Source organism: Sphingomonas sp. (assembly GCF_017304635.1).
Classification (GTDB): Bacteria; Pseudomonadota; Alphaproteobacteria; order Sphingomonadales; family Sphingomonadaceae; genus Sphingomonas.
Window position 1 is genome coordinate 732,585 of the sequence record NZ_JAFKMA010000001.1, and the last position, 17,795, is coordinate 750,379.

Sequence of the window (17,795 nt, forward strand, 5' to 3'; positions counted from 1 at the left end):
GGGCAAGCCGCGTCAGCGGCGCGGGGTAAGGGCAGGTCGACAGCGTTTCGACTTAATCCTCACCCTCGCCGCAGAAGCGGCTCTACCCTCTCCCGTCGGGAGAGGATTTCTCATTCCGGCGGCAGTTCCGTAATCGCGGCATCGCTCCCATTCTCCGCCATCAACCCGTGCCGCAGCATCATCGGCACATTCGCCGCAGCAAACAGCATCGTCAGCGGGATCGCGCCCCAGATTTTGAAGCCCGCCCAGAACGTGATCGGATCGCTCGCATTCGGTGCGGTCGCGCGCCACACTGCTTCGTTGAGCAGCGCCATGACGACGAAGAAGATCGCCCAATTGCGCGTCACCTTGCGCCATCCTTCCTCGCTCAGCCCCGGATACGCCGTGCCCAGCAGTTGCTGGAGCAGCGGGCGCCCGGTCAGCAGCCCGAACGCGAGTACGCCGGCGAACAGCAGGTACACGAAGGTCGGCTTCATCTTGATGAAGCTCGGGTCGTGGAAATGGATTGTCAGACCGCCGAACACGACGACCAGCACGCCCGAAATCCACAGCATCGGCGAGATCGACCCGAGCTTCACCTGCGCGACGATCATCGCGATAACTGTAGCGACGATGAAGCCGGCGGTCGCGCAGATGACGCGGGCGATGACGATCGCCTTCATCCGCTCCATCCCGTCGAGCCCGTTGGTGACGTGCGCGACGAGCTTCATCAGCGGCAGGTCGGGCGCGAAGAAGGTGATCGCGACGAACGTAAGCAGCGGCGCATAGTCGATCGCGAGGCGCAGGCCCGGTGATCCCTTGGGCGAACCCTTGGCGGCCCCGCTCATCGTACCAGCTCCTCGACGCCCGCGATGATCCGCGCGACTTCCTTCGGATCGAACGGGCGCAGGTCGTCGACCTTCTCGCCGACGCCGATCGCGTGGATCGGCAGGCCGTATTGCTCGGCCGCCGCGACCAGCACACCGCCGCGTGCGGTACCGTCGAGCTTGGTCATGACCAGCCCGGTCACGCCGGCCATCTCCTTGAATACCGCGATCTGGTTGAGCGCGTTCTGGCCGGTCGTTGCGTCGAGCACCAGGATCACGTCATGCGGCGCCGCCGGGTTGATGCGGCCGAGCACGCGGCGGATTTTCGCCAGTTCGTCCATCAGCTCGCGCTTGTTCTGCAACCGCCCGGCGGTGTCGACGATCAGCGCGTCGATTCCTTTCTCGGTCGCGCGCTTGACGCCTTCAAACACGATGCCGGCGGCATCGCCGCCCTCGGCACCCTTGACCAGATCGACCCCGACGCGGTCGGCCCAGGTCTGCAACTGCCCGATCGCCGCCGCGCGGAACGTGTCACCGGCTGCCAGCATCACGCCGTAATCCTGCTCCTGTAGAAGGTGCGCGAGCTTGGCGATGGTCGTGGTCTTGCCCGAGCCGTTGACGCCGATTACCAGGATCACCTGCGGGCGCGGAAACGCTTCGATCTCGAGCGGCCTGGCGACCTTGGCGAGGGTCTTCTCGATTTCCTCGGCCACGACCAGGCGGATGCCGAGTTCCTCCATGTTCCGCTCGAAGCTGCCCTCGGCGAGACGGTCGCGAATGCGCGTGGCGATGGCGGGGCCGAGATCGGCGGCGATCAGCGCCTCTTCGATCTCGTCGAGCGTCGCCTCGTCGAGCCGCGCGGTGCCGAGTCCCGCAAGGTTGCCGACCAGACGGTCCGACGTCCGCTTGAAGCCGCCGAGCAGCCGCTGGTGCCAGGAAGGGGAGGTGCTCATGCGGTCGCAGTCACTTCTATTTCATCGTCACCCCCACAAAAGCGGGGACCCATCTCGCTACCGTGTCCCGAAGTTGACGGCGCGGAAGCTGGGTCTCCGCTCTTGCGGGGATGACGGATATTGGCTGAGTCCAGTACGGCCTCAATGATCGAGCCGACGGGATAGGTCTTGTCGAGGGATACGTCGGCGAAGCTAGAGGAATGACCCCGATCGCCGGGCGCCTCGACCAATATTTCCTGTTTCGTGCCGATCAGGTCGTCGCGCCAGGCCGCCTTGCGCCGCCCCGCCGCCTCGCGCAACCGCGCGGCGCGGGCGCGGCGAAGCTCGGATGCGACCTGCGGCATGCGGGCAGCGGGAGTGCCGACGCGGGGCGAATAGGGGAAGATGTGGGCGTGGACGATGTCGCAATCGTCGATCAGCGCTAGGGTGTTGGCGGCCATGCCCTCGTCCTCGGTCGGGAAGCCGGCGATCAGGTCGGCCCCGATGGCGATTTCGGGTCGAATAGCCTTGAGATCTGCGACCAGCCGGACCGCGTCGGCGCGCGAATGGCGGCGTTTCATCCGCTTCAGGATCGTGTCGTCGCCGGCCTGGAGCGACAGGTGCAGATGCGGCATCACGCGCGGCTCGCAGGTCAGCAAGGCGAACAAGCGATCGTCGATCTCCGGCGCGTCGATCGACGACAGGCGCAGCCGCGGCAGCGCCGTGCGCGCGAGAATACGTTCGACCAGACTGCCGAGCGTCGGGCTCCCCGGCAGATCGTGGCCGTAGCTGGTCAGGTCGACCCCGGTCAGCACCACCTCCTGCTTGCCCGCCGCAACCATGCGCTCGATCGCGTCGAGCACCGCGCCCGCGGGGGCCGAGCGGCTCGGTCCGCGCCCGAACGGGATCATGCAGAACGTGCAGCGATGGTCGCAGCCGTTCTGCACCTCGACGAACGCGCGCGACTGGTCGATCGCGACGGCCAGATGCGGCGCGATCTCGGTGACGCGCGCCATGTCGCGGACGATCAATGTGTCGGATGCCGCCCAGGCATCCGCCGACAGCTTGTCGCTGTTGCCGATCACGCGATCGACCTCCGGCATCGCGGCGAACCCGACAGGGTCGATCTGCGCCGCGCATCCCGTCACCGCCAGCATGGCGCCCGGCCGCGCGCGCCGTGCCCGCCGGATCGCCGCGCGGGTCTGCTTGACGGCCGCGTTGGTGACGGCGCAACTGTTGACCACGACGACATCGCGATCCCCGAGCAATCCGCGGATCGTTTCGCTTTCGGCGATGTTGAGGCGGCACCCCAGGCTGATGACCTCGGGCTGCGGAAGGGACGACATGGCGGGTGATCTAGGGGAGGGCGCTGCCCAAGTCCACGATAAGGCGCGGGCGGTGTTGCGCTTCTGGCTGGAGGAGACGCCGGCGGCGAAGCGGTTCGCCAAGGATTCGGCGCTCGACGCGACGATCGCGGAGCGGTTCGGCGCGTGGCGTGACGACGTGCTGGCGAGCGGCGCGGCCGGGTGGACCGACGATCCGGTCGACCTGCTCGGCGCGATCGTCCTGCTCGATCAATTCTCGCGCAACATGCATCGCGGCAGCGCGCGGGCGTTCGAGGGCGATGGCCTTGCGCTCAGGCTCGCCAGGCTGGCGGTGGCGAATGGCTGGGATACCGGGATGAGCGGGCTGGAGCGGCAGTTCCTCTATCTGCCGTTCGAGCATTCGGAGGCACTGGCAGACCAGAACGACAGCGTCCGCCTGATGGCCGAGACCGGCGACGCGGAAGCGCTGCGCTACGCGGTCGATCATCGTGCGGTGATCGAACGCTTCGGCCGGTTCCCCTCGCGCAACGCCGCGCTGGGGCGACGGTCGACGCCGGAGGAGGAAGAGTATCTCAGCCAGCCAGGCGCCGGCTGGTAACGAGCTCGGTCTCGTCGTCGGACGCCGCGGTCAGCAACCGGCGCTCGGCGAGCAGGCGACGCGCATTTCCTTCCGACATCGGCCGCCCGAACACATGGCCCTGCCCGCGGGCGCAGCCCAGCGCGCGCAGCCGTTCCTCGGTCGCCTTGTCCTCGATCCCCTCGGCGGTGATCGACAGGTTGAGGCTGTCGCCCAGCCGCGCGATCGCGTTGACGATCGCCGCGCTTTCCGGGTTATCGGCCAGCGACATGACGAAGCTCTTGTCGATCTTGATCCGGTCGAACGGCAAGGCGCGCAGGTGCGCTAGGCTGGAATAGCCGGTCCCGAAATCATCGAGCGCCAGCTTCACGCCCTGGTTCTTCAGGCTGCCGACGATCGACTGCGCCAGCGCCATGTTCTCGAACAGCGCGCTTTCGGTAATCTCGACCTCGAGCCGATGCGGCGGGAAGCCAGTCTCGGTCAGCAGCTTGATGATCTTCTGCGCCAGCCACGCGTCGCGCAGCTGCCACGGCGACACGTTGACCGCCAGCGTCAGCGTCGGGTGCCAGTCGCGCGCGGCGACGAACGCCTGGCGCATGACCGCGATCGACAGATCGGCGATCATCCCGGTTTCCTCGGCGATCCCGACGAACTGCTCGGCCTCGACCAGCCCGCGCCCGGGATGCTCCCAGCGCGCGAGCACCTCGAATCCCGTCAGCCGCTCTGTGGTCAGGTCGATCTGCTGGTCGAAATAGGGAACGATCTCGCCGCGCGGCACGGCGAGGCGCAGCGCGCTTTCCATCTCGTTGCGCGCCTGCAACTCGCGCTCCATCGACAGGTCGAACCAGGCATGGCGATTGCGACCGCCGTTCTTGGCGGCATAGAGCGCGATGTCGGCCGAGCGCAGCAGCGCGTCGATCGTCGCGCCGTCCGCGCCGCTCTTGGCGATGCCGATCGAGGTGGTGATCGACAGCGTCAGCCCGTCGACCACGAACGGCTGCGCGAGCCGCGACACCAGCAATTCGGCGACTCGCTCGACGCTGTCGGGATGGCCGGCATCGAACAGCATCGCGCAGGCGAACTCGTCGCCGCCGAACCGCGCGGTCAGCGACTGGTCGGGCAGGATCGCCGCGATCTCCACCGCGATCGCGCGCAGCAACGTGTCGCCGACGGTGTGGCCGTGCATGTCGTTGACCGTCTTGAAATGGTCGAGGTCGAGCATCAGCACGGCCAGCGCCTTGTTGCGGCGCTCCGCGTTTAGGACCATCGCCGCGCCCTGCTCGGCGAGGCTGCGGCGGTTGAGCAGCCCCGTCAGCGGATCGGTCGCGGCCAGCACGGTCGCGCGTTCCTCGGTCGCCGACCGTTGCAGCAATTCGCGCGTCAAATCGCGGTGCCGCCGCCATCCGAACAGGATCAGTGCGACGTTGAGCAACATCGCGATGATGAGCGTCTGGTCGGCGTCGCCCTTGCCGGCCATGTAGTTGGAGACGACCATCGACAGCGCCGCGCTGCCGGTGCCGACGAACATCACGATCGCCGCGATCGTGATCGCACCCCCAATCACGTCGCGCCGTGCCGCCACCGGTTCGCTCATCCCCGCTCGTCCCCTTGGTCGCCACCGCGCATGCGGCAGGCCGTGCGGCGATTCTCGCACCGCCAGGGTCAAGAAGGGGTTAAGGCGCCGACCGGTTGCTTTTCGCGGCGAAGGCTGTATTGCGCCCGGCAGCCGTTCCCTTTGCGAACGCGAGATTGGCACCCCATGTGGTGACGCCGGCCGACGAGGTTTCGTCCGCCGGCGTATTTTGCGTTTCGAAGATCGGCAGAGGAGTGATTGGTTTATGTTCGACAGCCTGAGCGATCGTCTTGGCGGCGTCTTCGACCGGTTGCGCGGCCGTGGCGCGCTGACCGAGGCGGACGTGCGGGCGGCGATGCGCGAGGTGCGCGTGGCGCTGCTCGAGGCGGACGTCGCGCTGCCCGTCGCGCGTGATTTCGTCGAGACGGTCACCGAACAGGCGATCGGTCAGAACGTGCTGCGCTCGATCACGCCGGGGCAGCAGGTCGTCAAGATCGTCAACGACGCGCTGGTCGCGATGCTCGGCGCGGACGAGAGCGAGCTCAATCTGGGCGTGACCCCGCCGGCCGTCGTGATGATGGTCGGCCTGCAAGGGTCGGGCAAGACCACCACCACCGCGAAGATAGCCAGGCGCCTGGCGGGCCGCGACCGCAAGAAGGTGCTGATGGCGTCGCTCGACGTCAATCGCCCGGCGGCGCAGGAGCAGCTGGCAGTGCTCGGCACGCAGACCGAGGTCGCGACGCTGCCGATCGTGGCGGGACAGCAGCCGGTCGACATCGCGCGGCGCGCGCTCCAGGCGGCGAAGCTCCAGGGCTATGACGTCCTGATGCTCGATACCGCCGGTCGCCTCCACGTCGACCAGGCCCTGATGGACGAGATGCGCGCGGTCGCCGACATCGCGCAGCCGCAGGAAATCCTGCTCGTCGTCGACAGCCTGACCGGCCAGGACGCGGTCAACGTCGCCAAGTCGTTCACGGAGCAGGTGCCGCTGACCGGCGTCGTGCTGACCCGGATGGATGGCGACGCCCGCGGTGGTGCCGCCCTGTCGATGCGCGCGGTCACCGGCAAGCCGATCAAGTTCGCCGGCACGGGCGAGAAGCTCGACGCGCTGGAGGGCTTCCACCCGTCGCGCGTCGCCAGCCGTATCCTCGGCATGGGCGACGTCGTCTCGCTGGTCGAGCGCGCGGCGGAGGCGATCCAGCAGGAAGACGCCGAGCGCATGGCGCAACGGCTGCAAAAGGGTCAGTTCGACATGAACGACCTGCGCGGCCAGCTTCAGCAGATGAAGAAGATGGGCGGGATCGGCGCGCTGGCCGGGATGATCCCTGGCATGAAGAAGGCGCAGGCCGCGGTCGATCAGGTCGGCGGCGACAAGGTGCTGCTGCGGATGGACGCGATCATCACCTCGATGACGCCCAAGGAGCGCGCCAAGCCCGAACTGCTCAACGCCAAGCGCAAGATTCGCGTCGCCAAGGGCTCCGGCACCACCGTGCAGGACGTCAACAAGCTGCTCAAGATGCATCAGGAAATGGCCACCGCCATGAAGCGCATCAAGAAGATGGGCGGCCTGAAGGGCATGATGGCGATGCTGGGCAAGGGTGGAATGGGCGGTCTCGGCAACGCGATGGGCGGGCCCGAGCTCGGCGATGCGATGAACCAGATGGGCGGCTTGCCCGGCCTGCCCGGCACCGGCGCGAAGATACCGCCGGGGTTCCAGAATTTCATGAACGTGAAGAAGAAATGACGGCGACGCCGTCACCCCGGCGCTGGCCGGGATCCAGTCAACCAACGCTTTGAAGTAAGGAAGAAACTACCATGGCACTCAGCATTCGTCTTTCGCGTGGCGGCTCGAAGAAGCGCCCGTATTACCGCATCGTCGTCGCCGACGCGCGCAGCCCGCGTGACGGCAAGTTCATCGAGAAGATCGGCAACTACAACCCGCTGCTCGCCAAGGATTCGGATCAGCGCGTCCAGCTCGACGCCGACCGCGCCAAGCACTGGCTGAGCGTCGGCGCGCAGCCGACCGACCGCGTCGCGCGCTTCCTCGACGCGGCGGGCGTCCGTGAGCGTGCCGCCAAGAACAACCCGAATAAGGGCAAGCCGGGCGAGAAGGCCACCGAGCGCGCCGAGGAGCGGGCCGAGAAGGCCGCCGCCGCTGCCGCCGCTGCCGAGGAAGCGAAGAACACGCCGGCGCCCGAGCCGGAAGTGACCGCCGAGGAAGCCCCCGCCGAGGGCTCGAACGCGGAAGCCGAAGCGGTCGTCGCCGCCGAGGTCGAGGCCGCCACGGCCGAACCGACGCCGGAAGCCGAGGCCGTCGCCGAAGCGACCGCCGAGGAGACTCCGGCCGCCGAAGCGCCCGCCGCCGAAGCGCCGGTCGCCGACGCCAACGAAGCGACCCCCGACAGCGATGCCGGCGACGCCGCCAAGGCCGCCGAGAGCGAGAGCGCCCAGGCTCCGGCCGAGGGCTGAGCCGAATGTCCGACGCCCCCGTCACGCTCGCCGTCGTCACCGGCGCGCACGGCGTGACGGGGGAGGTCCGGCTCAAGGTGTTCGCCGACGATTTGACGGCGTTCAGGACCTTCAACGGCGGCGCGCTGACCGCCAGGTCGCTACGCATCACGCCGCAAGGTGCGATCGCGCGCTTTGCCGAGATCGCTGACCGCAATTCCGCCGAAGCGCTTCGCGGCACCGAACTCACCGTCCCCCGCTCGGCGCTGCCGCCGCTCGGCGAGGGCGAATATTACCATGCCGACCTGATCGGCCTTGCCGCCGTCAGTGATGCCGGCGAGCCGCTCGGCACCGTCGTCGCGGTCGAGAATTTTGGCGCCGGCGACGTCATCGAGATCGAACGGCCGCCGCTCGACGGTAAGGGCGGCAAACGCTTCATGGTGCCGATGCGCGCCGAGGCGGTTCCCGACTGGGACGCCGATCGGCTGGTCGTGACCGCGGCCTTCGCTACCGCCTGAGCGGCGCGCGTTCCGCCAGCAGGTTGCGGATCGCCGTCGCGGCGACGCCGGCCTCGCCCATCGCGTGGCTGATCTGGTCCAGCCCCTTGACCACGTCCCCCGCCGCGAACAGTCCGGGCACCGACGTGCGCTGGTGGCTGTCGACCTCGAGGCAACCCTCGTCGGTGGCATGAGCGCCGGCCGCTACCGCCAGTTCCGATCGGATCACCGAGCCCAGCGCCGGATAGATCGTGTCGAAGCGGCGCGGACCGGCCGCGGTCACGACGCCGATGCCGTCGTCGTGCGCCGTGATCGGCGTGCAGGGACCGTCGACATGCGCGATTCCCGCCTCGTCGAGCGCGCGGTGGCAGGCATCGTCGAGGTCGTGCGCGGCGCCCGGCGCGACCAGCGTCACATGCTTCGAGAAACCGCGCAGGAACAACGCCTCGCGCATGCCGTGGTCGCCCGTCCCGATCACGCCGATCCGCTGGTCGCTCGCCTCGTAGCCGTCGCAGATCGGGCAATAGCGGATCAGCCCCTTGGCCAGCGCCGCGTCGTGCAGGTCGCGCGGCATGTCGGGGCGGTTGTTGACGACGCCCGTCGCCAACAGCACCGTGCGGGCACGCGCCGTACGGTCGCCGATCCGTACGACGAAGCCGTCGCCATCGCGCTCGACCGCATCGACATGCGCTTCCTCACGCACCGCGCCGAACCGCTCCGCCTGGCGCCGCATCAGCAGCAGCAGGTCGACCCCCGGGATACCGTCGGGATAGCCGGCATGGTTGTTGGTCCGCGGGATCAGCGCGGCGCGGCTCGACCCGTTGTCGAACAGCCGGATGCGCAGGTGGAACCGCGCGAGGTAGATCGCCGCGGTCAGCCCCGCCGGGCCGGCGCCCACGATGATGCAATCGTCGGTCTCGATGCTGTCGGTCCTTGCCATTGCGGCTCCCAACGCCCCAGAGAGCGGGAATGTTCGCCGCGACCGTGCTCACGCTCTATCCCGAGATGTTTCCCGGGCCGCTCGGTCTGTCGCTGGCGGGGCGGGCGCTGGGGGACGGCAGGTGGTCGCTGGAGGCGGTCAACATCCGCGACTTCGCGATCGACAAGCATCGGACGGTCGACGACACGCCGGCCGGGGGCGGGGCGGGGATGGTGCTGCGCGCCGATGTGCTCGCCGCCGCGATCGACAGCGTGAGTGACAACGAACCTGGGGGCCGGCCGATCCTCGCCATGACGCCGCGCGGCAAGCCGTTGACGCAACAGCGGATTCGCGCGCTCGCCGCCGGCCCCGGGGCGATCCTGCTGTGCGGCCGGTTCGAGGGATTCGACGAACGCATCTTCGACGGACGCGACGTCGAGCAGGTGTCGATCGGCGACTATGTCCTGTCGGGCGGGGAGATGGGCGCGCTGGTGCTGCTGGACGCTTGCATTCGGCTGCTTCCCGGCGTAATGGGCGCGCCTTCCAGCGGAGACGAGGAAAGCTTCGAAAGCGGCCTCCTCGAATATCCGCATTATACCCGACCTCAGCAATGGGAAGGGCGCACGATCCCCGAAGTGCTGCGATCGGGGGATCATGCGAGGATCGCGGCCTGGCGTAAAGCGCAGGCCGAGGCAGATACACGGTCACGGAGACCGGATCTTTGGGAGCGCCATGTCGGTGCTCGGGTCCAGCCTCCCTCTGGCGCGCAGGCGAAGAAGGACGAATGACATGAACGTCATCCAGCAGATCGAAGCCGAGAACATCGCCAAGTTCGTTGAGGCGAAGAAGCTTCCCGATTTCCGCCCCGGCGACACGCTGAAGGTCGGCGTGAAGGTGGTCGAAGGCGACCGCACCCGCGTCCAGAATTACGAGGGCGTGTGCATCGCGCGTTCGAACAAGGGCATGGGGTCGAACTTCACCGTTCGCAAGATTTCGTTCGGCGAGGGCGTCGAGCGCGTCTTCCCGCTCTATTCGCCGAACATCGACAGCATCGAAGTCGTCCGCAAGGGCGCGGTGCGTCGCGCCAAGCTCTATTACCTGCGGGGCCGCACCGGCAAGTCGGCGCGCATCGCCGAGCGCCGCGACACGCGTCCGGCCAAGGAAACCGCCGCCGCCGAATAAGCGGCGGTTCGATCCGGTTTGAAGAGGGGCGCCGGCGCGATCCGGCGCCCCTTTTTCGTGGCCAAACTTGACAAACTTGACGGGGGTAGCGCTCGGCGGCGGCGTTGACGAAGGTGTCGCGCCTGCCGATCGTTCGAGGCGCGCGGGAGGCTTCCCGCGCTTCGGCGCGGTGGTCGGGATATCGGCGGGTTCAAAGAGCGCACAGCAAAGCTGGCACACCAAGTCCTACATTGGAAGGATCAGGCAGGATCGAGTGCTCGCCAGGCGACACACGCTACGAGTATCAGCAGCGGCGGCACGGCGGCTGCGATGAGCCGCGGCCGCGGCACGCGTGCACCGTCGAGCAGGTTCGACGCGACGATCAGCGCCGCGATCATCGCCGCGAGGATCGTCCACAGGTGGTACCGAAGTTCGGACGCCACCGAGAAAACCCCGTAGCCTAGCCCGTAGAGCAGCGACGACAGCGCCAATGGCACGAACACACGCGCCGACGGTGACGCCGACCCGGCGATCAGCACGCCCAGCGCGACCGCCATCCACAGGATCGGCCAGCCGAGCGGCGTCGCCGCGCTCCACACCGCCGCCGCATCGATCGCGCCGAGCAGCGGGCCCGGCGTCACGCGATAGCCCCAGTCGTTGGGCGGCGGGTCGATCTGCACCGGGCGTTCGGCCAGGTCGCGTGAGAACAACCGCGCGTTGATGTCGAAATGCGTCAGCCGGTGCTCGGCATAGGCGAAGGGGTGCGCCGCGATCTCGCCCGCCCACCAGCGATAGGGGCTGATGTGCTGCGCGGTGAAGGCATCGTCGACATTGTCGAACCCGATGTCGCACGGGGCCGCGCCCCACCAGGCATAGCGGTCCCATTTCGACGGATCGTAGCACGCGCTGACGATGCCGGCGGGGTCGTCGCTCGCATCGAAATCGGTGATCGGCGGGAACGCGAACTGGCCGCTGAAATGGGTGATCCCGCCCAGGTCGAAGATGACCAGCGACAGGCCGACGCCGCTCGGCTTCGCGCCGATCAGGCGATTGGCGACGGGGAGGGCGGCGACCATCACGGCGGCGCTGACCGCGGTCGCGACCAACAGCCGGCCACGCCCGCGCCACCACGCCCGCGGCAACAATGCGACCGCCAGCGGCACCGTCGCCAGGAAGGCGTTGAACCGCAACGTCGCCGCGAACACCAGCAATGCGAGCCCGGCGATCCGCCACACCGTCGCATGCCGCGACCCCTCGACCTGCGCCAGCGCGCCCGCCGCCGCGAGCAACGCGCCCGCCATCAGGCAATCCTTCAGCACTTCCCCGGTCAGCGCGAGCGGGAACGGCAGGAACCCGCAGGCCAGGATCAGCGCCGCCAACCCGCCACGCCCGCGCGCCCAAGCCCAACCCGCCAGCAAGGCGAGCCCGACCCATTCGAGCGTCAGTTGCACCACCAGCATCGGCGCCGGCCCGGCATGGATCGCGGTCAGTTGCCGCCACAGCCAGCCCATCGCCGGCGGATGCCAGTCGTCGAACTCCCCGGTCAGCGCCTGACCGTACTGCCGGATCGCATCCCACGTCATGAACCCGGGCCAGTAAGCGAGCGCGGTCAACGACGCGCCGAGAAGGGCGATGAGCGAGATGGCGAAGGGTGCGGCCGGTGGGGCGGTCCCGGGCTTCGCTGGGGAGACCTCGTCGGAAGTCATGCGGCGCCCCCGCAACTTACCGCCACCCCGGCGAACGCCGGGGCCCAGTCGGGAAGGTGGTCGTGATATGGTGGTTCGCCAGCCACTTAAGTCTCCCACCTGGACCCCGGCGTTCGCCGGGGTGATAACGATCGACGGTGGTGTCGAGTGCCTGGCTATTCGTCAAGCGCGCCGGTGTGTCGCCCCTTTACGGCACCGCGTCGCCTCGCGATAAGCACGCTTCGCCGGCGGTTCCGCGGGCAACGTAACAAGGGCGGGAGAGGATATGCGGACATGGTTGGTCGGGCTGGCGATGGCGGCGGCGCCGGTGGCTCTGACGGTGGTGGGGAGCGGCGCGATGGCCGCTGATGCCGCGGCGCCCGCGCACCTGACGCTCGACCGCATCTTCGGCAGTCCCGATCTGTCCGGGCCGCAGCCGCGCGCGCTGCGGCTGTCGCCGGACGGGCGGTTGCTGACCTTCCTGAAGAACCGCGCCGACGAGAAGGACCGCTTCGACCTGTGGGCGCGCGACACCGCGACCGGCGAGGAACGGATGCTGGTCGATTCGAAGAAGATCGGGTCGGGCGCGGAACTGAGCGAAGCCGAGAAGATGCAGCGCGAACGCGCGCGGATCGGCGCCGACAAAGGCATCGTCGCGTACAACTGGTCGCCCGACGGCAAGTCGATCCTGGTCCCGATCGACGGCGACCTCTACCTCGCGACGCTCGACGGGAAGGTGCGGCGGCTGACCGACACGCCTGGCGGCCAGCTCAACCCCGCGATCAGCCGCGCCGGCGGCTATATCAGCTTCGTCCGCGACCAGAATCTGTGGGTGCAGCCGCTCGCCGGCGGCGCGGCCCGCGCGCTGACGCAGGACGGCGCCGGCACCGTACACTGGGGCGAGGCGGAGTTCGTCGCGCAGGAGGAAATGGATCGCAGCGTCGGCTATTGGTGGTCGCCCGGCGACGCGCGCGTCGCGGTCGAGCGGTTCGACGAGGCACGGGTCGGCGTCGTCACTCGCGCCGCGATCGGTGCCAACGGGACCAAGGTGTTCGACCAGCGCTACCCGGCGGCGGGCACGCCCAACGTCGCGGTCGAATTGTGGGTGATCGACCCCGCGACCGGCGCCCGGGTCAAGGTCGATTTGGGCAGCGACAGCGACATCTACCTCGCCCGCGTCAACTGGACGCCCGACGGCAAGACGCTGCTGGTCCAGCGCGAGAATCGCGAGCAGACCGTGCTCGACGTGCTGGCGGTCGATCCGGCGACCGGCAAGTCGCGGATCTGGTTCAGCGAGAAGGCGCGGCCGAAGAGCTGGATCAACCTGACCGACGATTATCGCGTGCTGAAGGACGGCAGCCTGATCTGGAAGTCGGAGCGGGACGGCTATGCCCATCTCTACCACTTCGTACGCGGCAAGTGGGTGCAACTGACCAAGGGGCCGTGGGTGGTGACCGGGCTGGTCGGCCTCGACGAGGCGCGCGGCAGGATCTATTTCACCGGGACCAAGGACGACGTGCTGGAGAACCAGCTCTACGTTCTCGACATGGCGCATCCGGGGGAGCCGGTGCGGCTGACCGAGCGCGGTTGGGTCAATCGCGCGGTGATGGACGGGGCGGCGTCGCGGCTGATCGTCACGCGCTCCAACCAGAACCAGCCGGCGCAGACCTACCTCGCCGACACGGCCGGCAAGCGGCTGGGCTGGATCAACGAGAATGCGGTGAAGCCGGGGCACCCCTATTATCCGTACCTCGCCAATCATCGCGAGCGGACGTTCGGCACGATTAAGGCCGATGACGGCACATTGCTGTATTACGAGATGATTACCCCCAGGCTGGAGCCGGGCAAGCGCTATCCCGTGTTCTTCCAGCATTATGGCGGCCCGCACAGCCAGACCGTGACGCGCGCGTGGGAAAGTCCGCTCGAGCAATATATCGTCGACCAGGGCTATATCTTCTTCCAGATCGACAATCGCGGCTCGGCCAATCGCGGGACGGCGTACGAGGACCAGATCTATCACGCGATGGGCACGGTCGAGGTCGCCGATCAGCTCGCCGGGGCGAAGTGGCTGAAGGCGCAGCCGTACGTCGATCCGGCGCGGATCGGCATCTACGGCTGGTCGTACGGCGGCTACATGACGCTCAAGATGCTGGAGGCCGATCCGGGCGTCTATGCGGCAGGCGTCGCCGGCGCGCCGGTCACGCGGTGGGAATTGTACGACACCCATTACACCGAACGCTACATGGGCAGCGATCCGAAGGGGCGCGACGCCAAGGCCTATGCCGCGTCGAACGCAATCGACGGCGCGACCCGGATCGCCGATCCGCTGATGCTGATGCACGGCATGGCCGACGACAATGTCGTGCTCGACAATTCGACCGCCTTCGCCGCCCGGATGCAGGCGGCCAACCGCCCGTTCGAGATGATGTTCTATCCCGGCAAGACTCACGCCGCCGTGCGCGACGTCCATGTGTGGACGACGATCATGCGATTCTTCGACCGCACGGTGAAGAACGGCGCGCGGTAATCCACGAGGTCTCCTGCAAGAGCAGGAGCCCGGAGCCAAACAGTGCGCCGCCCGTGATCCTGGGCTCCTGCTTTCGCAGGAGCACGGGAATTAACGACGAATCCGCCCGCGCTAACCATCAATCCGCGCGTCGGACGCCTGGAAAGCGCGTAACTCCCGTCACTTGAAGTCACGTGACGAGGTCGACCATGGTTAACGCACGGCAGGACGGCGCGGGGATCGCCCCGGTGCAGGGGAAAGCGCGGATCGAGGTGCTCGACGTGCTGCGCGGGCTCGCGATCCTGGGCATCCTGTTCATCAACGTGCCGTACATGGCGGCGCCCGTCGCCAAGTTTGCCAGCGACGTCCGTTCGATCGGCTGGACCGGCGCCGACCAGGTCGCGTGGAGCATCCAGTATCTGTTCTGGTCGGGGACGCAGCGGTGCGTGCTGCAATTCCTGTTCGCCGCCGGCATGATGGTGATCGCGCAGAAGGCGATGACGCCCGAGGGGCCGGTCGCCGTTTCCGACCTCTATTATCGCCGCAACCTCTGGCTGCTCGGGTTCGGGCTGGTCGACGTGTTCGTGCTGCTATGGCCGGGCGATATCCTGCACATCTACGCGCTGGCCGCTCTGTTCCTGTTTCCGTTCCGCCGGCTGAGCCCCAAATGGCTGCTCGCGCTCGGTATGATCTGGCCGGTGATGGCGGCGGTGGGCATCCCCGAATACGGCGTGCGCGAATATGCCGAGCGCACCGCGCTGATCCAGCGCGTCGATGGCGTCGCGGCGAAGCTGCACGCTGGCGCCACGCTCCAGCCCGGCGACCGCGCGGCGATCGCCGACTGGCGCGACCAACTCGCGAAGATCGAACCGGGTGCGGCGACAGCACAACGCATCGCCGACGAGCAGCGCGCGCATGCCGGCGGTGTCGTGTCCTACGTCAAGCATCAGTGGAAGGTGTGGGAGGGGCTGGTCTCCGACTGGCTGGTCTGGGCCGTGCTGGAGGCGTGGTGCACAATGATGATCGGCGTCGCCTTGTGGAAATGGGGCGTGATCCAGGGGCGGCGCGACCGCCGCTTCTATCTGGCGCTGCTCGCGGGCGGCTATGGCATCGGCCTGACGCTGCGTGGCATCGGGCTGAGCGAGGAGCTGGCCTTCTCGCCCGGCGCCAAGACGATCTGGTTCACTGGCGAGTTCGCGCGGATCGCGATCGGGCTCGGCCATGTCGGCCTGGTCAATTTCGCGATGCAGACGCGTGCGGGTCGCGCCGTGCTGGAGCCGTTCAAGGCGACCGGGCGCATGGCCTTCTCGCTGTATTTCCTCCAGCAGTTCATCGGCATGTGGCTGCTGTTCTCGCCGTTCGGGCTGCTCAAATGGGGGCAGGTCGGCTGGGCGACGACGACCGGCATCGCGCTGGCGATCATCGCGTTCGAAGTGCTGCTCGCGAACCTGTGGCTGCGCGTCTTCACCAACGGGCTGCTCGAATGGGCGTGGCGCTCGCTGTCGTATCTGCGCTGGATGCCGCTGCGCCGCCCGCGCGCCGCCGACGCGGGCGTGCCCGCCGCCGCCTGATCGACGGTTCCCTTTCGCCGCCCGCTTCTCTACAGGCACTGCGCCGTAGTTAGGGAAGGGCGTGGACATGGGGTATCGGGTGGTCGTCGCGGGCGCGACCGGCAATGTCGGGCGGGAAATGCTCAACATCCTGGCGGAACGCGAGTTTCCGGCCGACGAGATCGCCGTGCTGGCCTCCTCGCGCTCGACCGGCGACGTGATCGACTTCGGCGACTCCGGCAAGACGCTGAAGGTCCAGAACATCGATCATTTCGATCCGGAGGGCTGGGACATCGCCCTGTTCGCGATCGGATCGGACGCGACCAAGGTCCACGCGCCGCGCTTCGCCGCCGCCGGCTGCACCGTGATCGACAATTCGTCGCTCTATCGCATGGACCCCGACGTGCCGCTGATCGTGCCGGAGGTGAACCCGGAGGCGATCGACGACTATCGCGTCAAGAACATCATCGCCAACCCGAACTGCTCGACCGCGCAGATGGTGGTGGCGCTGAAGCCGCTGCACGATGCCGCGACGATCACCCGCGTGGTGGTGGCGACCTACCAATCGGTGTCCGGCGCGGGCAAGGCGGGGATGGACGAGCTGTTCGAGCAATCGCGCAACATCTTCGTCGGCGACCAGGCCGAGCCGAAGAAGTTCACCAAGCAGATCGCGTTCAACGTGATCCCGCACATCGACAGCTTCCTCGACGACGGCTCGACCAAGGAAGAGTGGAAGATGGTGGTCGAGACGAAGAAGATCCTCGATCCGAAGATCAAGGTCACCGCGACCTGCGTCCGCGTGCCGGTGTTCGTCGGGCATTCTGAGGCGATCAACATCGAGTTCGCCGACGAGATCAGCGCCGCTGAGGCCAAGCGCATCCTGCGCGAGGCGCCGGGCGTGATGCTGGTCGATAAGCACGAGGACGGCGGCTACGTGACGCCGGTCGAATGCGTCGGCGAATACGCGACCTTCGTCAGCCGCGTGCGCGAGGATCCGACCGTCGACAACGGGCTGTCGTTGTGGTGCGTCAGCGACAACCTCCGCAAGGGCGCCGCGCTGAACGCGGTGCAGATCGCGGAGTTGCTCGGGCGGCGGCACCTGCAGAAGGCGGCTTGATGCAATGATAGCATAACGCTATCATTTCGACATGGGACAGGTCCTGATCCGCAACCTCGATGACGGACTGATCGCCGATTACAAGCAGGCGGCGGCGAGTCATGGCCGCTCGCTCGAAGCGGAACTTCGCGAGGCGCTGGCGACGATGCGTCCACGCCCGCGGCTGAGCAAGGCGGAACTGATTGCTTTGTCCGAGCGATTGCGGGCGAACACGCCGCTCGCCGCCGCGGCAAGCGACAGCACCCTGTTGATCCGCGAAGACCGTGACAGTCGATGACGGTTTTCGACGCGAGCGTGATCGTCAAGACGCTCACCGAGGAGCCCTTATCGGCCAACGCCATTTTGTCCGTCGCCAGCGAACCCCATGCGGTCGCGCCGGACATCCTGACGTTCGAGGTAGCTAGCGCTTTGTCGAAGAAAGGGCGCTATTTCGATCTTCCGCGGGAAAAGATCGACGATGCGCTCGCGGCTCTTCCCGACATGGTGTCGGAGCAGGTCGCGTCGACCTTCTTGCTCGACAAGGCGATGAGCCTGGCGCTTGAGTTGAAACACGCCTTCTACGACTGCCTTTATCTTGCGCTCGCGGAGGACCGCGACTGCGACCTGGTGACGGCCGACCAAAAGTTCGCTGCCGTCGTGACGGCGTCGCGCTATGCAAAACGCATCAGGCTACTGACCGAATGATCGCCAGTCGAACGA

General features: G+C 67.6%; 16 protein-coding genes and 1 pseudogene. 11 read left to right on the plus strand and 6 right to left on the minus strand.

Going from position 1 to position 17,795, the window contains the following annotated elements; genetic code table 11:
• Positions 1 to 110: 110 nt before the first annotated feature.
• The 3 genes from J0I47_RS03710 to mtaB are packed head-to-tail and all read right to left on the minus strand — an operon-like array spanning position 111 to position 3,084.
• Positions 111 to 827: an inner membrane-spanning protein YciB gene (locus J0I47_RS03710; protein ID WP_294045085.1), complete on the minus strand. Its 717-nt coding sequence runs from the start codon at positions 825 to 827 to the stop codon at positions 111 to 113.
• Positions 824 to 1,759, minus strand: a complete 936-nt coding sequence (ftsY, locus tag J0I47_RS03715; protein ID WP_294045086.1) for a signal recognition particle-docking protein FtsY — start codon at positions 1,757 to 1,759, stop codon at positions 824 to 826. The genes J0I47_RS03710 and ftsY overlap by 4 nt, the downstream gene beginning before the upstream one ends.
• On the minus strand, positions 1,756 to 3,084 hold the full coding sequence (gene mtaB / locus J0I47_RS03720) for a tRNA (N(6)-L-threonylcarbamoyladenosine(37)-C(2))-methylthiotransferase MtaB (protein WP_294045087.1): 1,329 nt from the start codon (positions 3,082 to 3,084) through the stop codon (positions 1,756 to 1,758). The genes ftsY and mtaB overlap by 4 nt, the downstream gene beginning before the upstream one ends.
• On the opposite strand from mtaB, the gene J0I47_RS03725 reads away from it, so the two are divergent.
• Positions 3,083 to 3,661: a DUF924 family protein gene (locus tag J0I47_RS03725; protein ID WP_294045088.1), complete on the plus strand. Its 579-nt coding sequence runs from the start codon at positions 3,083 to 3,085 to the stop codon at positions 3,659 to 3,661. The genes mtaB and J0I47_RS03725 overlap by 2 nt on opposite strands.
• Here J0I47_RS03725 and J0I47_RS03730 read toward each other — a convergent pair.
• On the minus strand, positions 3,636 to 5,234 hold the full coding sequence (locus tag J0I47_RS03730) for an EAL domain-containing protein (RefSeq protein WP_294045089.1): 1,599 nt from the start codon (positions 5,232 to 5,234) through the stop codon (positions 3,636 to 3,638). The genes J0I47_RS03725 and J0I47_RS03730 overlap by 26 nt on opposite strands.
• A 244-nt stretch (positions 5,235 to 5,478) precedes the next feature.
• Here J0I47_RS03730 and ffh point away from each other — a divergent pair, with 244 nt between their 5' ends.
• The 3 genes and pseudogenes from ffh to rimM all read left to right on the plus strand — a co-directional run bounded on the left by ffh (position 5,479) and on the right by rimM (position 8,179).
• Positions 5,479 to 6,957, plus strand: coding sequence for a signal recognition particle protein (gene ffh, locus J0I47_RS03735; protein ID WP_294045090.1), 1,479 nt, complete (start codon positions 5,479 to 5,481; stop codon positions 6,955 to 6,957).
• 71 nt (positions 6,958 to 7,028) lie between these two features.
• Positions 7,029 to 7,415: pseudogene (rpsP, locus tag J0I47_RS03740) on the plus strand (30S ribosomal protein S16); the annotation flags it as partial.
• 272 nt (positions 7,416 to 7,687) lie between these two features.
• Positions 7,688 to 8,179, plus strand: a complete 492-nt coding sequence (gene rimM, locus J0I47_RS03745) for a ribosome maturation factor RimM (protein ID WP_294045091.1) — start codon at positions 7,688 to 7,690, stop codon at positions 8,177 to 8,179.
• Here the strand turns inward: rimM and J0I47_RS03750 are convergent.
• On the minus strand, positions 8,169 to 9,098 hold the full coding sequence (locus J0I47_RS03750) for an NAD(P)/FAD-dependent oxidoreductase (protein ID WP_294045092.1): 930 nt from the start codon (positions 9,096 to 9,098) through the stop codon (positions 8,169 to 8,171). The two genes, rimM and J0I47_RS03750, sit on opposite strands and share 11 nt — an antisense overlap.
• A gap of 29 nt (positions 9,099 to 9,127) precedes the next feature.
• Here J0I47_RS03750 and trmD point away from each other — a divergent pair, with 29 nt between their 5' ends.
• Both trmD and rplS read left to right on the plus strand, forming a co-directional pair.
• A complete protein-coding gene (gene trmD, locus J0I47_RS03755) occupies positions 9,128 to 9,865 on the plus strand; it encodes a tRNA (guanosine(37)-N1)-methyltransferase TrmD (RefSeq protein ID WP_294045093.1) in 738 nt (245 codons plus the stop codon).
• Position 9,866: 1 nt separating this feature from the next.
• Entirely contained in the window at positions 9,867 to 10,259 is a 393-nt protein-coding gene (gene rplS / locus J0I47_RS03760) for a 50S ribosomal protein L19 (RefSeq protein ID WP_294045094.1), read from the plus strand.
• 239 nt (positions 10,260 to 10,498) lie between these two features.
• Here rplS and J0I47_RS03765 read toward each other — a convergent pair whose 3' ends face one another.
• Positions 10,499 to 11,944 carry a hypothetical protein gene (locus tag J0I47_RS03765; protein ID WP_294045095.1) on the minus strand — a complete coding sequence of 482 codons (1,446 nt, stop codon included), beginning with the start codon at positions 11,942 to 11,944 and terminating at the stop codon, positions 10,499 to 10,501.
• A gap of 265 nt (positions 11,945 to 12,209) precedes the next feature.
• Here J0I47_RS03765 and J0I47_RS03770 point away from each other — a divergent pair, with 265 nt between their 5' ends.
• The 5 genes from J0I47_RS03770 (at position 12,210) to J0I47_RS03790 (ending at position 17,780) form a co-directional block, all read left to right on the plus strand.
• Entirely contained in the window at positions 12,210 to 14,450 is a 2,241-nt protein-coding gene (locus J0I47_RS03770) for a DPP IV N-terminal domain-containing protein (protein ID WP_294045096.1), read from the plus strand.
• Between the two features lie 188 nt (positions 14,451 to 14,638).
• Positions 14,639 to 16,000, plus strand: coding sequence for a DUF418 domain-containing protein (locus J0I47_RS03775; RefSeq protein WP_294045097.1), 1,362 nt, complete (start codon positions 14,639 to 14,641; stop codon positions 15,998 to 16,000).
• A gap of 67 nt (positions 16,001 to 16,067) precedes the next feature.
• Positions 16,068 to 17,096 (plus strand): aspartate-semialdehyde dehydrogenase, encoded by a 1,029-nt coding sequence (locus tag J0I47_RS03780; protein WP_294045852.1) that lies wholly within the window; start codon positions 16,068 to 16,070, stop codon positions 17,094 to 17,096.
• Between the two features lie 31 nt (positions 17,097 to 17,127).
• Positions 17,128 to 17,373: a hypothetical protein gene (locus J0I47_RS03785; protein WP_294045098.1), complete on the plus strand. Its 246-nt coding sequence runs from the start codon at positions 17,128 to 17,130 to the stop codon at positions 17,371 to 17,373.
• On the plus strand, positions 17,370 to 17,780 hold the full coding sequence (locus J0I47_RS03790; RefSeq protein ID WP_294045099.1) for a type II toxin-antitoxin system VapC family toxin: 411 nt from the start codon (positions 17,370 to 17,372) through the stop codon (positions 17,778 to 17,780). Before J0I47_RS03785 ends, J0I47_RS03790 begins: the two co-directional genes overlap by 4 nt.
• The last annotated feature ends 15 nt before the right edge of the window (positions 17,781 to 17,795 follow it).

What these genes read in the sequence shown, in the direction of transcription:
- J0I47_RS03770 (WP_294045096.1), top strand. Translation starts at nt 12,210, where the DNA reads ATGCGGACATGGTTGGTCGGGCTGGCGATGGCGGCGGCGCCGGTGGCT.
- J0I47_RS03725 (WP_294045088.1), top strand. Translation starts at nt 3,083, where the DNA reads ATGGCGGGTGATCTAGGGGAGGGCGCTGCCCAAGTCCACGATAAGGCG.
- J0I47_RS03780 (WP_294045852.1), top strand. Translation starts at nt 16,068, where the DNA reads ATGGGGTATCGGGTGGTCGTCGCGGGCGCGACCGGCAATGTCGGGCGG.
- J0I47_RS03775 (WP_294045097.1), top strand. Translation starts at nt 14,639, where the DNA reads ATGGTTAACGCACGGCAGGACGGCGCGGGGATCGCCCCGGTGCAGGGG.
- J0I47_RS03785 (WP_294045098.1), top strand. Translation starts at nt 17,128, where the DNA reads ATGGGACAGGTCCTGATCCGCAACCTCGATGACGGACTGATCGCCGAT.
- mtaB (WP_294045087.1), bottom strand. Translation starts at nt 3,084, where the DNA reads ATGTCGTCCCTTCCGCAGCCCGAGGTCATCAGCCTGGGGTGCCGCCTC.
- rplS (WP_294045094.1), top strand. Translation starts at nt 9,867, where the DNA reads ATGAACGTCATCCAGCAGATCGAAGCCGAGAACATCGCCAAGTTCGTT.
- trmD (WP_294045093.1), top strand. Translation starts at nt 9,128, where the DNA reads ATGTTCGCCGCGACCGTGCTCACGCTCTATCCCGAGATGTTTCCCGGG.
- ftsY (WP_294045086.1), bottom strand. Translation starts at nt 1,759, where the DNA reads ATGAGCACCTCCCCTTCCTGGCACCAGCGGCTGCTCGGCGGCTTCAAG.
- ffh (WP_294045090.1), top strand. Translation starts at nt 5,479, where the DNA reads ATGTTCGACAGCCTGAGCGATCGTCTTGGCGGCGTCTTCGACCGGTTG.
- rimM (WP_294045091.1), top strand. Translation starts at nt 7,688, where the DNA reads ATGTCCGACGCCCCCGTCACGCTCGCCGTCGTCACCGGCGCGCACGGC.
- J0I47_RS03790 (WP_294045099.1), top strand. Translation starts at nt 17,370, where the DNA reads ATGACGGTTTTCGACGCGAGCGTGATCGTCAAGACGCTCACCGAGGAG.
- J0I47_RS03730 (WP_294045089.1), bottom strand. Translation starts at nt 5,234, where the DNA reads ATGAGCGAACCGGTGGCGGCACGGCGCGACGTGATTGGGGGTGCGATC.
- J0I47_RS03750 (WP_294045092.1), bottom strand. Translation starts at nt 9,098, where the DNA reads ATGGCAAGGACCGACAGCATCGAGACCGACGATTGCATCATCGTGGGC.
- J0I47_RS03710 (WP_294045085.1), bottom strand. Translation starts at nt 827, where the DNA reads ATGAGCGGGGCCGCCAAGGGTTCGCCCAAGGGATCACCGGGCCTGCGC.
- J0I47_RS03765 (WP_294045095.1), bottom strand. Translation starts at nt 11,944, where the DNA reads ATGACTTCCGACGAGGTCTCCCCAGCGAAGCCCGGGACCGCCCCACCG.